Below are 15,316 nucleotides of genomic sequence, written 5' to 3' on the forward strand. Positions count from 1 at the left end.
AAGAACCCTGATGGAAATCCTTGCAGCAGACGAACAAAAAGGAAAAGCATGTGACAATCTTGTCACATGCTGATCACTTGGGAAAAATCATTTCTTTTTGGAAAGGAAAGGGTAAAAGCGGTAGCTTCCCCAAGAGTGGAATGAACCTCTATCTCAATGAGAAGCGGAACGGCCGCTTTTTTTGTAAGATACAGTCCCATCCCTGTAGCAGCATGGTCCTCATGCTTCAATGTTGATGTAAAGCCTTTATCAAAGATGCGTGGCAGGTCCCGCGGATCGATGCCGCGCCCAAGATCACGGATTTCAAGCCGTGTCTGTCCGTTCTGTTTCCAGCTTTTGATCTTAATATCTCCTGCATCGCTGTATTTGATGCTGTTCGTCAGGATTTGCCTGATGATGAAAGCCAGCCATTTGCCGTCTGTCAGCACCTCTGTCTCTTCGAGGCTAATGTCAAAGCCGATTCCCTTCTGCATGCACCAGGCCTTCATCGTCAGAAGCTCGTGGTGGATGACCTCCTCCAGATCAACCTTCTGGATATAAAGGTCATTCTCAATGAACGGAATCCGCTTCTGGTGAAGCTGCTGGTCGAGGAGCAGATGGATGCGGAGCCATTCATAGGTAAGGCTCGATTTGAGCGGCCCGTCTTCCATTCTTTCGATAATCAGATGAAGGGCGGTCAGCGGTGTTTTCACTTCATGAATCCAGGCTAGCAGCTGATCCTTTTCTGTCTCGAGGGCAAGGTGGAGATCTCGCGCCTCTTTTTTCAGCAAAGTTGACTGCTCAGTCATCGCTTCTTCCACGGTCTTTTCAAACGGGCTGGAAGGGGCAGGGATGCTCCCGGGGTCGAGGTCGCCAACCCGCTCCTCCAGGTTTTTATAGAAGTAAGATTCCCGATGGCAGCGGACTGCCAGGAAAATCAGAAAGGAGATGAGAGACATTCCGGCAAAATACAGGATGCTATTGAAGGGAATGGCAGAGTCCACGAACGAAATGAACAGCAGCAAAGCATGGGCAAACAGGAAGAACAAGATCCAGCTGAGGCGTTCCCTTATAAATCGGAAAATCATTGGCTCTGCTCCTCCACCGCCATATAGCCCATTCCGACCTTTGTCTCAATAAAGCTGCCAAGACCGATTTCTTCAAGCTTTTTCCTCAGGCGGTTGACGTTCACCGTCAGGGTATTGTCGCTGATGAAGCGTTTGTCGTCCCATAGGCTGCTGATCAGCTGGTCCCGCGTCACAATTTTGTTTTTCTGCTCAATCAGCTGCTTCAGAATGAACATTTCATTCTTGGTCAGCTCCACTTGCCCTGCATCGTTTTCCACGATGCCCCGTTCAAAGTCGATTGCAGCACCGCACCATGTCTTCAGCTTCACTTCATCTGTGCTGTAGCTGTAAACGCGGCGCAGGATCGCCTGAATCTTGGCAATGAGCACCTCAAAATGGAATGGCTTCTGCACAAAATCATCCGCCCCCAGCTGCATCGACATCACCATATCTGTCGGATGGTCGCGCGACGACAAAAAGATGATCGGCACATTCGAACCCGACCTGATCATCCGGCACCAATGAAAGCCATCAAACCTGGGCAGCTGGATATCAATGATCACCAGATCAGGCTTGACCTCCGCAAACTCCTCCATCACCAAACTGAAATCCTGTATCCCGTGCACCTCATACGACCACTGTCCCAGCCGCTCCTCCATCTCCTGAAAAAGAGACCGGTCATCCTCAATCAGCAAAATCTTAAACACCCTCATCACCACACGTTTCTAATCAATTACCTCAAGTGTAAGTAAATAACGGGAAATGGGCAAGTAGAGCCAGGGGGTCTGTCCCCCCGGCACAGTGAGCCAAGGGGACAGACCCCCTGGCCCAAATATAAAAAAGCAGCTGCATAAAAGCGCCTCTTTGATATAAAAATAACGAAAAAATGGATGGAAGAATATGCAGCTGAATAATAAAATGGCAAACCAGTCAATTTTTATATGGAAAATGGCGATTTCCTCTGCACTTTCATGGGAAGCGGCAAAATGGGCGGGCTCTGACCACCCTTATTTGGCGCCTCTTACTGTCATACTGAGCCTTCAGCCAACCATCAGCCAGTCCCTGCAATACACGCTGCAGCGGATTTTAGGCACTGTTCTTGGCATAGCTTTCGCCTCGTACCTGGCCGTGCGGATGCCAATGAATGGCTGGACTCTGGGCATTTTGATCCTTGGAGGAACCTTTATTGCGAAGTGGCTGAAGTTTGACGGCGGAGTGCTGCGCCAGGCAGCGCTTACGATTTTGCTGGTCTTTGCCTTCGAACGGCATTCGCACACATATGCATGGGACCGGATTCTGGATACCATCATCGGGGCAGTGATTGCCGTATTGGTACATATGGTTCTTTTTCCTCCTGCTTTCATCAACAGAGCGGAATCCTCAGTGAAGGATCTGGACAAGCAGATGGCTGCCATTCTTCCCGGGATTGCCGGATGGATTGAGCTGGGCGCAGCCCAAGGCAAGGCAGGAGAGCTGGACTGGGCATTGAGAGCGGCTATGGAGAGCTTGCACAAAGCGAGAATGAATACAGAAAAGGCATCCGCCGCTTTAAAATTCAATCCATTCCGTAAGAAAGATGAGGGACGCCTGGAGGAAATTAAAGCCGGGCTTCAAAGAATGGGGAAGGTCTGCGTTTCTTTGGCCGCCATTGTTGGTACTTTAAAGGATGCTGAAAACGAAACTCTCTGGCGGAATGCGGAATTGGCCGGGATGACGAGAAGAATTGGGAATTATATTGAGCACTATAAGCATCAAGGTCTGGGAATGGGAGAGGATATGCTTCAACCAGACATAGAAGAGGCGATCAGGCAGAGCGGCAATATTCATCTGGCAGCAGTCTATCTGGAGATGAAGAAAATCTTAATACTTTTAAAAATAAGGACAGGCCCTCAGGAATAGAGATAAAAGAAGCTAAAAAAAGTGAGGGAAGCAGATGGAGGATATGCATCGAATCTTGGACGCTGCTGCAGCTGCCGGAGATGTTCCCATGGTGCTTGCTCTAATCATACATGTCGAAGGGTCCGCCTATAAGAAAGAAGGCGCTGCGATGCTCCTGATGGCAAATGGCAAGAGGGTTGGAACTTTAACGGCCGGCTGCCTGGAGGAGGATCTGGCGGAAAGGGCCAAAGTGGTCCACGCCGAAGGGAAATCCGCGGCAGTCCAATATGACCTGAGCAGCGAGGATGATCTTTCCTGGGGGCAGGGGACTGGCTGCAACGGCAAGATCACCATCCTGCTGGAGCCGGTCGGCAAGAGGCTGCGGCAGCAGCTCCTCTTTTTAAAAGTAAAGCTGGACGAAGGGAAGGCTGTTGTACGGATCATCCGGCTGACAGACTCGTTCGAGCCGATGGAAGATATATGTATAGCAGAAGATGGAACGCAATTTGGAAGCGGCCATATCCCGTTTACACTGCAGGCTGACAAGAAGAATCCTATTCTTCTAAAAGGAGCGAAGGATGCGCCAGATTTCTTTTTTGTACATCCCATTTTCCCGGTGCCGCGCCTGTATGTTTTTGGTACGGGGGAGGATGCAAGGCCGCTTGTTTCCCTGGCGGCCCGGACAGGGTTCAAGGTTTTCGTAGCCGATTGGCGGCCTGCTTTATGCTCTCCTGAATTTTTCCCTGAAGCTGCCGGTTGGATCGTTGGGAAAGCAGAAGAGGTGCTGGATAGAATCACTTTTGCCAAAAGGGATTATGCTGTCGTTATGACCCACCAATTCGAAAAGGACCGGATCATTCTGGCACACATTAAGGATGCCCCCCTGTCTTACATAGGTGTGCTGGGTCCCGCCAGAAGGACAGAACGCCTGCTGGGCGGCCGGAATATCCCTGAGATCATCCATTCCCCCGCAGGCCTCCCGATTGGTGCGAAAGGCCCTGAGGAGATCGCTGTGAGCATTGTCGGCGAAATGATTCAGACATTGAGGAGCCGTCCATGAAAGTCACCGGCATCTATCTGGCTGCCGGCAGAAGCAGGCGGATGGGGAAGGATAAGCGTTTCCTTCCTTACCGTGGTGTGCCGCTCGGTTCAGCTGCCCTGGAAAAAGCGTTGCAGTCCAGGCTGGATCATATTGTGATTGTCACTGAAAAGGGAGATTCATTGAAATGGCTGCAGCCTTCTTTCTTAAAACCGCCATACTCACACAAATGGAGCCGCGCCGTTTGCAGGGAGGCCGGCGGCCAGGGCCATTCAATATCATGCGGCATCGAGGAGGCGGTCCGGAGCAAAGCAGATGCGGCAGTCATTCTTCTCGCAGACCAGCCTTTCGTTGGAGCTGAACAGATTAACAGATTAATAGATTGCTATAAGGAAGAAGAGTGCCTGTTTGTCGCCCCCGCAAGCCAAAAGGTTCCGATGCCGCCTGTCCTCTTTTCCAGCGCCTGTTTTCCTCTTTTGCAGAAACTGGAAGGAGATCAGGGCGCTCGGTCCATCATCCGGGGGGAACTATTTCAGCAGGGAAAAATCATCGATTTCCAAATGCCGCTGCTTTTCTATGATGTCGACACGCCGGAGGATTATGAGGTACTGAAAGAGCTGAGGGGGGAATGAGTTGGACTATATCGGAGAAAGTGTCATCCGCAAGGAAGCCTATGATAAAGTGACCGGCAAAGCGAAGTATACCAATGATTATCAGCAGACAGGGACGCTGCACGCCAAGATGCTAATCAGTCCGTATGCCCATGCCGATATAGTCTCCATCGACTTCTCGGAAGCAAAGAGAATCCCCGGTGTAAAAGCAGTATTAGGAAATGAGCCCTATCCGCTTGCCGGCGAAGAAATCAAAGACAGGCCGCCGATCGCCTATAAAAGGGTGAGATACCATGGGGAGCCTGTGGCGGTCGTTGTTGCGGATACACCGCTGAACGCGAAAAAGGGGGTGGACGCGATCAAGGCCGAGTACAGGCCGCTCCCTGCCGTCCACTCACCAAGGGAAGCCCTTAGAAGCGATGCCCCGCTCGTCCATGAGAATCTCGGAAGCTATCAAAAAAGGGAAAGGGTCTATCCCGTGCCAGGCACCAATATCGCCAGCTTGGACAAAATCCGCAAAGGAAATATCGAGGAGGGCTTCAGGGAGAGCGAAGTGGAGGCAGTGTTTTCAATCTCCTTCCCGCCCTCCGACCATGCCGCCATGGAAACCCGCTGTGCCACGGCTGAAGTCCGTGAAAACGGCGAGGTGATTTTCACAGCGTCCAGCCAGGCACCTTTTGCCATTAAAAAACTGATGGAATGGTATTTCGGCATCCCTTCCGGAAAAGTGATCGTCCACACACCGCTTGTCGGCGGGGCATATGGCGGGAAAGCTTCGGTGCAGCTGGAGGTCATCGCCTATCTGGCTTCCCTTGCAGTAGGCGGCAGGCCCGTCAAGCTGCTGAATACAAGAGAAGAGGATATGATCACCTCTCCTGTCCATGTTGGACTTGACGCTACTGTTAGGCTCGGCGCCACAAGGGACGGCATCCTCAAGGCGGCTGAAATCGAATTCTTTTTTGACGGAGGCGCCTATTCCGATAAATCGGTTGATATCACACGCGCCGCTGCGGTCGACTGCACCGGACCATATAGAATCGATCACATCTGCTGCAACTCCTACTGTGTTTACACCAACCATCCTTATCCAGGGGCATACCGGGGCTACAGCCACAGCGAGGTCCACTTCGCCTTCGAACGGACAATGGATGTGCTGGCTGAAAAATTGTCCATGGACCCGCTGGAGCTTCGCTTGAAAAATAGCATCAAGGCAGGCGATACCACGCCGACACAGGTGCTGCTAAGCCCAAGCAGGATCGGGAATCTGCCATTGTGCACTGAGCGCTTGAAGGCATTGATGAAATGGAATGAAGGGCAGCTCCTGGAAATCGGTGAGCGGACCATCCGGGCAAAAGGCGTCTGCTGTGTATGGAAAACATCCACCTTTGATACTGATGCCACTTCAGGAGTGATTCTGACGTTCAATCCGGACGGAAGCATCAACCTGATGTCAGGGGTGGTGGAGATCGGGACCGGGACGAAAACCGTACTTGCCCAGATGCTGGCTGAGCGGATGAAAATGAATGTCGATCAGATTCATGTGAAAATGGCAGTTGATACCCGGACCGTTCCTGAGCATTGGAAAACGGTCGGGAGCCAGGGGGTCCATATGGCTGGCAAGGCAGTCCTGGCAGCCGCAGAGGATGCCATCCGGCAATTGAAGGACCTGGCATCCTGCGTATTGCAGGCTCCGGCAGATGACCTCGAGACCGCCGGCGGGAAGGTATTTATAACGGACCGTCCCCATATCGGGCTGGACATTAGGGAGCTGGCATACGGCTACACGTATCCGAATGGCCATACGATCGGAGGGCAGATCATTGCTGTCGGGCATTATACCCCGCCGCGCGTTTCCTATCTTGACCCGGAAACAGGTGCAGGCGATCCCGGCCCCGAATGGACGGTGGCTGCCCAGGGAATTGAAGTGGAGCTTGATAAAAGGGACCTGACATACAGGATTCTGAAAGCCTATACGGTCATGGATATTGGGAAGGTATTAAATGAAAAGGGAGCCCTGGGCCAGGTGATGGGGGCGATGAATATGGGGATCGCCTTTGCTGCCAGGGAATCTTTTGTGTTTGATCGGGAGGGGAGAGTCTTGAATCCGCAGCTTAGAACATACCGCCCGCTCCATTATGGAGAAGAGCCGGAATATGTCATTGAATTTATTGAAACGCCTCATCTCGCAGGCCCTTATGGTGCCAGGGGTGCTGGCGAGCATGGACTCATCGGCATGCCTGCCGCGCTTGGGAACGCCCTGTCCCTCGCCCTCGGTGTCCAGCTTGATACCCTTCCTCTCCTGCCTGAAACTTTGTGGAGGAAAGTCAGCGGGGTGAAGCAATGATTCCTTTTGACTTCCAATACAGCAAGCCGCAGTCCATTGAGGAGGCAGTCAGGCAATACTATGAATATAGAAACAGCGGGAAAAAGCCATCCTATTTTTCCGGACTCACCGAGCTGATTACATTGGGAAGGCTCAATCTTGTTTACACAGATGCCGTTATTGATCTGAAAGGAGCCGAAGGATATCAGGGGATGGGAGAAGATGGGCAATATTTAATTTTTGGGGGAGGGGCTGCATTGACCGCCATTGCGGAATCCAATCTGTTCCCGCTGCTCGCAAAGACCTCAAGCGAAATTGCCGATAGGACCTCACGCAATAAAATTACACTTGCCGGAAATATCTGCGGCCAGTTTTTTTACCGGGAAGCCGTCCTGCCGCTGCTGCTGTCAGACTGCCTGCTCGGGATTGCCGGAAAAGAAGGGCTTGTGTACCATCCAATCCATCACGTATTTGATCAGGAGATCAGGCTGAAAGAAGGGGAATTCCTCTTTTCCATATTAGTAGAAAAAGAGTATAGAATATTGCCGTACGTGAGCATTAAAAGAAGAAAACAGTGGGACACAGGCTACCCGCTCGTAACGGCGGCCGCGCTTCTGAAAGAAGGGGAGATCCGGATGGCCTTCAGCGGGGTCTGCCCTTTCCCGTTCCGATCCAGGGAAGTGGAGACGGTGCTGAATGACAGGGCGCTGACAGCTGCAGAACGGGCTGAAAGAGCCCTCGCCTATCTGCCGCAGCCCATCCTGGATGATGTCGAAGGGTCGAAAGAGTACAGATTATTCGTATTAAGGAACACCATAACCGATTCTATTCAACAGCTAGAGGGTGAGAGGCAATGACCGTTTCTAAGCAGCTGAAGCTTAATGTGAACGGAGAGGAAATCGGGCTGACCGCAAGGCCTGCAGATACTTTATTATATGTTCTCCGGGTGCGCCTGGGCCTGACAGGCTCAAAGCCGGGCTGCCTGAACGGCGACTGCGGGGCGTGCACCGTCCTGGCTGATGGAGTGCCGATGAAATCCTGCCTGATGCTGGCGGTTGAAGGAGAAGGAAAGAGGATACAGACGATTGAGGGGCTGAAGAATGCCCCGATCCAGAAAGCCTTTATCGAAAACTTTGCCTTCCAATGCGGATACTGCACATCCGGCTTCATCATGAACGGCCATGGCCTCGCCCGGACAAACCCGCGTGCAGACGAAGAAACCATAACAGACTGGCTCCAATCCAATATCTGCAGATGCACCGGATACAAAGAAATCCAGCAGGCCATCCATTCGGTGCTGCGGCAGGGAGCCAAGGGGACAGACCCCTTGGCTCAGCCGAAAGAGGGACAGTAAGCCTGTCCCTCCCTTTGCTATACTTCCACTTCGGTGCCTGCCCCGAGTTCGAGTGCTTTCTGGTAGACGGCGCTGGCGATGGCCAGGTCGAAGTAAGCTGTGCCGACCGATTTGAAAAAGGTGATTTCCTGGTCATTTTCCCGGCCCGGAATCTTTCCGGCCGCCAGTTCTCCAAGTTCCCCATGCAGCCTGTCAAAGCTCCAGACCCCTGAATTTGCCGGGATGATCAAGTCACCGGCCTCTTCCTTCACACCTTCAAGCGTATCAGCGACAATTTTGGAGGATTTAAGAATTGTCTCTTCATCCACCTCCTGCATATGAGGCTGATAAGAGCCGACACCGTTGATATGAGTGCCAGGCTTAAGAGCTTTCCCTGAAAAAACGGGAGTGGAAGAGCGGGTGGCGCAGATAATGATATCCGCTTCGGCAGCGGCACTGTCAGCTTCGCCGGCGATTGTGACTGTCCCGCCAAAGTCCGGGCAGAGATCTTTAATTTTTCCGGCAAAACGATGGGCCTTTTCCGTCGTGCGGTTATAAAGGATGATGGTCGAGATCTTCCTTACCTCTAAGACGGCCTGCAGCTGTTCCTCAGCCATTGCTCCGCAGCCTATGACGGCGGCCGTGCGGGCATCCTCCCGCGCCAGATGCGCAGTTGCCACCCCGCTGATTGCCCCGGTCCGCAGGCTCGTCAGATAGGAGGCATTCAAAAGGGCAAGGTGATCGCCATTCCTGGCATCACTTAATAGAATCACCCCCTGGGTCGTTTTTTTGCCGATGGAAGGGTTGTGCGGAAAAATGGTGACAGCTTTGACAACGGTTTTTCCAGCCGATGGCATGGCGCAAGGCATATACAGGGCAGATGCCTCATGCTCGGGGATATCGAGGACTGTCCGGTGCGGATTGAGGATTTCAGCTTCCGTTTGCCGGATCAGGCCATCCCTCATATCCTGGAGGGCATTTTTCATAGAATAAAAGGACCGTATTTCTTTTTCAGATAAAATAAGCATTCATAATTCCTCTCTTTCTGAAAAAAAGGAACTGCCGGAGCAATTCCTTTTTCATTTTTTAAATCGTAGCGTTTGTATTTGTACTTTCCGTGATTACGGTGCCGGTGTCCAGGTCCTGGTTGTTCCGGTCCTTAATGCTTGCCACGGCCACCAGAGAGATGGAGGCAGTCAGCATGATATAAAGAGCGACCGGGACATAGGAATTATCGTATGCCTGGAGCAGGGCGGTCGCAATCAGAGGCGCGGTTCCCCCGGCAAGGGCAGCTCCAATCTGATAGCCCAGCGAAATGCCGGTATAGCGGACATTCGATTTAAAAATTTCAGAAAACATGGTCCCCAGCACCGCCGTAATCGGAGCCCAGATGATGCCCAGGCCGAGAACTGTGGCAACAATCAGCATCAGGGCAGACCCCTGCTGAAGCATCCAGAAATAGGGGAATGCATAGAGCATCATTAAGATTGTGCCCCCGACATAAAGCTTCTTTCGGCCAATCTTATCCGAGAGGCCGCCCATGATCGGAATCAGGATGGTTGTGACGATCGTGGCAATCGTGACCGCATTGAGCGTCACAGTCCGCGAAAAGCCGAGCTGGGTGGTCGCATAGGAAACAATGAAGGTTGAAAAAATATAAAATGGCGCAGTTTCGACTACCTTGGCGCCGACTGCAATCAGCACTTCCTTCCAATGGGTGCGCATTGTTTCGAGGAACGGAACCTTCGCAATTTCGCCTTTTTCCTGGGCTTTCTTGAAAGATGGCGTCTCATCGATGCCCTTGCGGATCCACAGCCCGAAAATGACGAGCAGGGCGCTAAGAATGAAAGGGACGCGCCAGCCCCATGACATGAATGCCGCTTCCGGGAGCAGCGACATGATGGATAATGCCAGTGTGCCGAGCAGCATCCCGATCGTTACGCCCATCTGCGGGACGCTGCCGAACAGGCCGCGCTTCTCTTTAGGAGCGTACTCGACTGCAAGCAGGAGCGCTCCGCCCCACTCGCCGCCAAGGCCGATGCCCTGGATCAGGCGCAGAATAATCAAAAGGATGGGCGCTGCCACCCCAATGGACGCATATGTAGGCAAAAGACCCATTAAAACGGTCGATCCCCCCATCAGCGACAATGTCAGGACAAGCGTTTTCTTCCTGCCGATCCTGTCGCCGATATGGGCAAAAATCACACCGCCCAGCGGACGGATGAAAAATGCGAGCGCAAATGACGCATACGCGAGCAGCAGGCCGACCGCCGGATCCTCACTGTGGAAAATCACCTGGTTAAAAACAAGCGCAGCCACCGTCCCGTATAAAAAATAATCAAACCACTCGATCGAACTTCCTATCAAACTCGCAATCAATACCTTATTCGCCAGCTTCTTCTCCATGGGCATCTCTCCTTCTGATAGTGCTATACTCTCAAGCATTCTCCGCAAGTCCAGCCCTATTATGTAAGGATATAAAAAAGGTCAAAAAACGGGCAGGACTTAAAGGTTAAACTGCTATACAGACTAGGATATAATCTATGGCAGGTAGAAACAAGAGAAAAAGTTACTGTATTAAAAATTTTCTGAAATAATAATTTAACTGCTAATATAGAAAGCACGCTATCATAAAACCAGCCAAACAAACAGGCTCCTTTCCAATGCGGAAGGAGCCTGTTTTTTGAGGACCGGTTTTTTTAAAAGGAATTCCATCTTTTTAAAAAATGTGAGAGATTCAGCCACTTCCTTCGTTATATAAGGTATAAATGATTTTAGACAATTAGCAAGGAGAATGTACATGAAGTCCAATGAAAGAAACTTCATCATGCGGCTGCAGGCCCGGAAAGAAGACGCTTTGGAATACACGGTTGATCAGTATTTGCCACTAGTAAAAGGCATCACACTAAAGGTTCTGTCGCCGCTGGAAAACGGCGGCATGGCTGAAGAGTGCATCAATGACATATTTCTATCCGTTTGGCATAATTCGAAAAAGTTCCAAGGGGATTCAGCAGCTGATTTTAAAAGATGGATCTGTGCCATTGCCAAATATAAAGCGATTGATTATTACAGAAAGGCCATTAAAAAGATGGAGCACAGTGCTGAATTACTGGATGCCAATACAGGGAATTCAGCAGAGGATGAGCTTCTGTTAATGGAGGACAGGGCTGAGCTGATGAGGTTAATCAATCTGCTCGACCCGGTTGACCGCAATATTTTTATCATGAAGTTCTTTCTGGGCTTAAAAACTGAGGAGATAGCGCTCAAGCTGGGATTGACAAATTCCTCCGTAGATAACCGCCTTTATCGGGGAAAGAAGAAACTGCAAAAAAAAGCCCTGAATCTTAATATTAGAGGGAGTATTGTATGAAGGACCTTTATGAATTATTAAATGATGTTGATATAGATGAAAATGACTTTTTTGAAATAGAAGTGACAGAAACAGAAAGGCAGAAAATTAAAAGCAGCCTGAAAAAGTCTATCAGGCGGAGACGTAAAGGACTCAGCTGGAAAAATGCTGCTGCGGCTGCAGCATTGGCTGGTTTGTCTGTTATCACAATTGGTCTGGCTTTCCCTGCATACGCTGCGAACATCCCAGTGGTTGGGGATATTTTCAGGTTTTTAGAAGGAGGAACAACAGGAATTTATGATAAGTATAAGGAAAATTCTACTGAGATAGCTTTGTCAAAAGAAAGTCACGGAATTGAAGTTGCCCTGAATGATGCGGTTTTTGATGGCAAAACAGTTGCCATTACCTACACAATTGAAAGTGAATATGACTTAGGAGATGAACATGAGCTGGAAAGGGAACCTTTTGTGCAGCCGTTTCTGCTGATTAAAGGCGAACAAGGTTGGACAGGTTTTTCCAGGCTGTCGAAAGTAGATGAAAACCATTATGTAGGAATTACGACAGCCACTACCAATAAATTTATTGAAAAGAAGGGTATCAGCGTTGAGCTGCATATGCCGAGTATCATGACTAAAAATAAACAGAAGGAAATTAAAGGAGACTGGAAATTTAATCTGGATTTAAAAGCAACAGAAAATAACGTACAAATGGTGGATCAGTATTCCGAACAAGGCGGAATTAAAGTTGAGGTTGATAAAATAACCGTGACCCCTATGTCATTCATCGTCTATTATAGTCAGCTGGTATCCCAAGAAGCCTTAAGCAATTGGCCTAATGCAGATGTGAATCTCGAAATAAAAGATGAATTAGGAAATATATACAGCGGGGAAGTGTATGGCGGCTGGTCAGATGAGGAGAAGGAGGTCCATGGATTCAGCAAGACATATGGTGAACTTAATCCGAAAGCAGCAAAGCTCATTATTACCCCCCAGATAAGGTTATATAAAGACATTGCTGAAGATGGCTCTTATATTGGTGAAAAAACATTCACATTGAAAGACATCACAGTAGATTTAAAGAAATAGCGGGGAAAGGGGCGGAGAAGAAGTTGGATCCGCCCTTTCCATTCCGTCATTCCTTCTCCTCCAGATCCTCAATCAGCTTCTTCATCTCCTCAATTTCCCTGCGCTGCGCTTCAATGATATCTTCAGAGAGCTTCTTGACCCTCGGATCCGAAATGCTGGCGCGTTCACTCGTCAGGATGGCGATGGAGTGGTGAGGGATCATCGCTTTCATCCACGCGGTGTCCTCAATGGTAGCCTGGCTGCGGACAAGCCAGAGGGAAACAGCAAACACAACAGCGCTCCCTGCTAAAATCAGATAGTTCAGCTTCTTGTTTTTATACATATTCCACATAAATAAAAGCATGACAATGGCCATGGCCGAGCCCATGATCAGCGCCATATACACCCGTGTCTCGCTGTAAAAAATATGATCGAGCTGAAAAACATTCAAATACATAAGTCCGAACATAATGACCGTCGAAACGGCAATCATCAATCCGAATCTACCGTAATGCTTCATTGCAAACCCCTCTTTCTATATAGTATCTATAATGCTCGTTCCCTTGCTGCGCCTGGAACAAACCAGAAATTCCCCAGGCGGCTTATACTGCAGGCCAGCACAAAAAGCCGGAAACAGATGTCTCCGGCTTTCCTTTTATTCCATTGTCATTTCAAAGATTGGGCCAAAAAACCTGTCCCTTCACCCTGCTCAAGCCTCCGGATTAATCTGCCTGACTATCTGCTCGCAGATCTGGTGGGTAATGAGCGAGTCTTCAATAGAAGGATCAGGGGTTTTATTCTGCCGGACAGCATCGAGAAAATGGCCGATCAGCTGGTAGAAGCCGCGTTTGTAGAGCGTGGGCTCCCAGTCGCCGAATTTGGTCACCTGAATGCTTTTGTCATGATAGTGGACCGTTTCAACAAGGGCATTGACCACAAATTTGTCCTGGCCGGTGCTGTATTCGATGATCTCCTCAGTAACCCCGCCATTGCGGTTCATAATGCCGACCGCCGTGCTGCTTTCCCCAATCAGCTGGACGATGAGGTGATCCAGCTTGCCGCCTGATCCTTTTGACTGGACAGTAACCTCCTTGACCGGCTCATCCATGAGGAAGCGCAGGGTGTCAACGACATGGATGAAGTCCTCCACCACAAATCTCCTCACGGCGTCAGGGGAGGAGAAGCGGTTCTTCTGCATCAGGATCAGGCTTGCCCTGCCATGCTCCTTCAGCTCCCTAACCCTGGGGATGAAGCGGCGGTTGAAGCCGACCATGGCAATTTTGCCTTTTTCTTTTGCCAGACTGACAATCTTTTCGGTTTCTTCTAAGTTCATGGAAACCGGCTTGTCTATGTATACATGGATGCCATGCAAAAGCAGTTTTTCTGCTATGTCAAAATGGGCCTCGGTCGCCGTGCTGACAATGACTGCTTCAGCCCCGGCAGCAATCAGCTCCTCAACAGTGCCGGCAGTTTCCCTGATTCTGTACTTATCTGCAAGCTGATTGAGCGTCTCCGCATTTCTCGTACAAAGTACAAGCTCAATATTTTCCTGTTCCGACAATACAGGCAGATAAGCCTTTTTAGCAATGTCCCCAAGGCCGATGATGCCAATTTTCATATGCTCACTCCGTTCCATTATTGATTTTACACAAATGAAATGATGATCCCGCCCTTGCCCGCATAGGTGCCCATCGTCGCACCCATATAATTGACGATGATTTCCTTCGGATGGTACCGGCTTTCAATCTCAGATTTTATATACTCCGCATCTTCGATATTCCCTGTATGGGTAATCCCGAAGACTGTATTGGAAAAATCGGCCGAACGCTCTCCGATAAGGTCTAAAGACCGTTTAAAAAACCGCTTAGTGCCGCGTACCTTTTCCAGCATTTCAATATTCCCCTTGATTCCTTCCAGGATGATCTTGATATTCAGCACCTTGGCGATGGAACCCTGGAATTTGCCGAGCCTTCCGCCTTTAACCACATTCTCCAATGTGTCGAGCAGGATAAGGATCGTCATCCGGTCCCTGATCTGCTGAAGCCCCTCGGCGATTTCCTCAAGAGGCTTTCCTTCGGCCGCCATTTCAGCTGCTTTAATAATCTGGATTCCATGCCCAAGAGACCCGCCAAGCGTGTCGAACACCGTCACGTCCGCACCGGATATTTCCTTCCCGAGGCAGGCAGACTGATACGTCCCGCTCAAGCCTGAGGAGATCGTGAAGCAGAGCATCGGCTCCCCGTTCTTTGCCAGCTCCGTAAACACATTGGCGAAGTCTGAAGGCGAAGGCTGCGAGGTTTTTGGCAGCTCATCAGAGGCGAACATTTTTTCATAAAATTCCTCCGGTGTGATTGTGATTCTCTCCTGATATTCGGAATCCCCGATCCGGACCGATAGAGGGACAACTTTAATCCTGTATTTTTCAATCAGCTCCAAGGGCAGATCGGCGGAGCTGTCTGTAATAAGCTGAACCATTGGCTTCATGCCCCCTTTATGTTGGTTATATGATTTGCTGCTGTCTCCCTGATTATAGCAATTCCGCCAAAAAAGGTATGGGCAGGTGCTTCATTTTTTAATAAATCAAATATTATGTGATCAACAATAGTGTATATCGCATAGTATATAGTATACTGTATGACATATAGCAAACAACCCAGAAATACTTGAGATCAA

The 15,316-nt window shown here is 49.9% G+C and carries 15 protein-coding genes; 8 read left to right on the forward strand and 7 right to left on the reverse strand.

The annotated features are described in order from the left end of the window. Positions 1-62: 62 nt before the first annotated feature. Both LCM00_RS11500 and LCM00_RS11505 read right to left on the reverse strand, forming a co-directional pair. A complete protein-coding gene (locus LCM00_RS11500) occupies positions 63-1,067 on the reverse strand; it encodes a sensor histidine kinase (RefSeq protein WP_224901778.1) in 1,005 nt (334 codons plus the stop codon). Next, positions 1,064-1,753 carry a response regulator transcription factor gene (locus tag LCM00_RS11505; RefSeq protein WP_224901781.1) on the reverse strand — a complete coding sequence of 230 codons (690 nt, stop codon included), beginning with the start codon at positions 1,751-1,753 and terminating at the stop codon, positions 1,064-1,066. The genes LCM00_RS11500 and LCM00_RS11505 overlap by 4 nt, the downstream gene beginning before the upstream one ends. A 211-nt stretch (positions 1,754-1,964) precedes the next feature. On the opposite strand from LCM00_RS11505, the gene LCM00_RS11510 reads away from it, so the two are divergent. Genes LCM00_RS11510 through LCM00_RS11535 form a run of 6 tightly spaced genes read left to right on the forward strand, consistent with a single transcriptional unit; the run spans position 1,965 to position 8,251 of the window. Next, positions 1,965-2,945 carry an FUSC family protein gene (locus LCM00_RS11510; RefSeq protein ID WP_224901786.1) on the forward strand — a complete coding sequence of 327 codons (981 nt, stop codon included), beginning with the start codon at positions 1,965-1,967 and terminating at the stop codon, positions 2,943-2,945. A gap of 34 nt (positions 2,946-2,979) precedes the next feature. Next, positions 2,980-3,984 carry an XdhC family protein gene (locus LCM00_RS11515; protein WP_224901789.1) on the forward strand — a complete coding sequence of 335 codons (1,005 nt, stop codon included), beginning with the start codon at positions 2,980-2,982 and terminating at the stop codon, positions 3,982-3,984. After that, positions 3,981-4,595, forward strand: a complete 615-nt coding sequence (locus tag LCM00_RS11520; protein WP_224901792.1) for a nucleotidyltransferase family protein — start codon at positions 3,981-3,983, stop codon at positions 4,593-4,595. The genes LCM00_RS11515 and LCM00_RS11520 overlap by 4 nt, the downstream gene beginning before the upstream one ends. Position 4,596: 1 nt before the next feature. Then, positions 4,597-6,918 (forward strand): xanthine dehydrogenase family protein molybdopterin-binding subunit, encoded by a 2,322-nt coding sequence (locus LCM00_RS11525; protein ID WP_224901794.1) that lies wholly within the window; start codon positions 4,597-4,599, stop codon positions 6,916-6,918. After that, positions 6,915-7,754 (forward strand): FAD binding domain-containing protein, encoded by an 840-nt coding sequence (locus LCM00_RS11530; RefSeq protein WP_224901797.1) that lies wholly within the window; start codon positions 6,915-6,917, stop codon positions 7,752-7,754. Before LCM00_RS11525 ends, LCM00_RS11530 begins: the two co-directional genes overlap by 4 nt. Further along, positions 7,751-8,251: a (2Fe-2S)-binding protein gene (locus LCM00_RS11535; protein ID WP_224901800.1), complete on the forward strand. Its 501-nt coding sequence runs from the start codon at positions 7,751-7,753 to the stop codon at positions 8,249-8,251. The genes LCM00_RS11530 and LCM00_RS11535 overlap by 4 nt, the downstream gene beginning before the upstream one ends. Before the next feature lie 17 nt (positions 8,252-8,268). Here LCM00_RS11535 and LCM00_RS11540 read toward each other — a convergent pair whose 3' ends face one another. After that, positions 8,269-9,258 carry an ornithine cyclodeaminase family protein gene (locus LCM00_RS11540; protein ID WP_224901803.1) on the reverse strand — a complete coding sequence of 330 codons (990 nt, stop codon included), beginning with the start codon at positions 9,256-9,258 and terminating at the stop codon, positions 8,269-8,271. A gap of 58 nt (positions 9,259-9,316) precedes the next feature. After that, complete coding sequence (locus tag LCM00_RS11545) at positions 9,317-10,636, reverse strand: MFS transporter (protein ID WP_224901806.1); 1,320 nt, start codon at positions 10,634-10,636, stop codon at positions 9,317-9,319. A 394-nt stretch (positions 10,637-11,030) separates the two neighbouring features. Here LCM00_RS11545 and LCM00_RS11550 point away from each other — a divergent pair, with 394 nt between their 5' ends. Next, a complete protein-coding gene (locus tag LCM00_RS11550) occupies positions 11,031-11,600 on the forward strand; it encodes a sigma-70 family RNA polymerase sigma factor (protein WP_224901809.1) in 570 nt (189 codons plus the stop codon). Then, complete coding sequence (locus tag LCM00_RS11555) at positions 11,597-12,664, forward strand: DUF4179 domain-containing protein (RefSeq protein WP_224901812.1); 1,068 nt, start codon at positions 11,597-11,599, stop codon at positions 12,662-12,664. The genes LCM00_RS11550 and LCM00_RS11555 overlap by 4 nt, the downstream gene beginning before the upstream one ends. A gap of 46 nt (positions 12,665-12,710) precedes the next feature. On the opposite strand, the gene LCM00_RS11560 is transcribed toward LCM00_RS11555, so the two are convergent. From LCM00_RS11560 to LCM00_RS11570, 3 genes are all read right to left on the reverse strand, one after another. Further along, positions 12,711-13,163: a DUF305 domain-containing protein gene (locus LCM00_RS11560; RefSeq protein WP_224901816.1), complete on the reverse strand. Its 453-nt coding sequence runs from the start codon at positions 13,161-13,163 to the stop codon at positions 12,711-12,713. A gap of 189 nt (positions 13,164-13,352) precedes the next feature. Further along, positions 13,353-14,261 carry a Gfo/Idh/MocA family protein gene (locus LCM00_RS11565; protein ID WP_224901819.1) on the reverse strand — a complete coding sequence of 303 codons (909 nt, stop codon included), beginning with the start codon at positions 14,259-14,261 and terminating at the stop codon, positions 13,353-13,355. Between the two features lie 26 nt (positions 14,262-14,287). Beyond that, on the reverse strand, positions 14,288-15,127 hold the full coding sequence (locus tag LCM00_RS11570; RefSeq protein ID WP_224901822.1) for a DegV family protein: 840 nt from the start codon (positions 15,125-15,127) through the stop codon (positions 14,288-14,290). Positions 15,128-15,316 lie beyond the last annotated feature (189 nt).

It is taken from the genome of Bacillus infantis (assembly GCF_020171945.1).
Taxonomy (GTDB): Bacteria; Bacillota; Bacilli; order Bacillales; family Cytobacillaceae; genus Bacillus_AB; species Bacillus_AB infantis_A.

Excerpts from the sequence above, each read along its gene's own strand:
- LCM00_RS11500 (WP_224901778.1), bottom strand. The coding sequence starts at position 1,067 with ATGATTTTCCGATTTATAAGGGAACGCCTCAGCTGGATCTTGTTCTTC.
- LCM00_RS11510 (WP_224901786.1), top strand. The coding sequence starts at position 1,965 with ATGGCAAACCAGTCAATTTTTATATGGAAAATGGCGATTTCCTCTGCA.
- LCM00_RS11515 (WP_224901789.1), top strand. The coding sequence starts at position 2,980 with ATGGAGGATATGCATCGAATCTTGGACGCTGCTGCAGCTGCCGGAGAT.
- LCM00_RS11520 (WP_224901792.1), top strand. The coding sequence starts at position 3,981 with ATGAAAGTCACCGGCATCTATCTGGCTGCCGGCAGAAGCAGGCGGATG.
- LCM00_RS11530 (WP_224901797.1), top strand. The coding sequence starts at position 6,915 with ATGATTCCTTTTGACTTCCAATACAGCAAGCCGCAGTCCATTGAGGAG.
- LCM00_RS11535 (WP_224901800.1), top strand. The coding sequence starts at position 7,751 with ATGACCGTTTCTAAGCAGCTGAAGCTTAATGTGAACGGAGAGGAAATC.
- LCM00_RS11540 (WP_224901803.1), bottom strand. The coding sequence starts at position 9,258 with ATGCTTATTTTATCTGAAAAAGAAATACGGTCCTTTTATTCTATGAAA.
- LCM00_RS11545 (WP_224901806.1), bottom strand. The coding sequence starts at position 10,636 with ATGGAGAAGAAGCTGGCGAATAAGGTATTGATTGCGAGTTTGATAGGA.
- LCM00_RS11550 (WP_224901809.1), top strand. The coding sequence starts at position 11,031 with ATGAAGTCCAATGAAAGAAACTTCATCATGCGGCTGCAGGCCCGGAAA.
- LCM00_RS11555 (WP_224901812.1), top strand. The coding sequence starts at position 11,597 with ATGAAGGACCTTTATGAATTATTAAATGATGTTGATATAGATGAAAAT.
- LCM00_RS11560 (WP_224901816.1), bottom strand. The coding sequence starts at position 13,163 with ATGAAGCATTACGGTAGATTCGGATTGATGATTGCCGTTTCGACGGTC.
- LCM00_RS11565 (WP_224901819.1), bottom strand. The coding sequence starts at position 14,261 with ATGAAAATTGGCATCATCGGCCTTGGGGACATTGCTAAAAAGGCTTAT.
- LCM00_RS11570 (WP_224901822.1), bottom strand. The coding sequence starts at position 15,127 with ATGAAGCCAATGGTTCAGCTTATTACAGACAGCTCCGCCGATCTGCCC.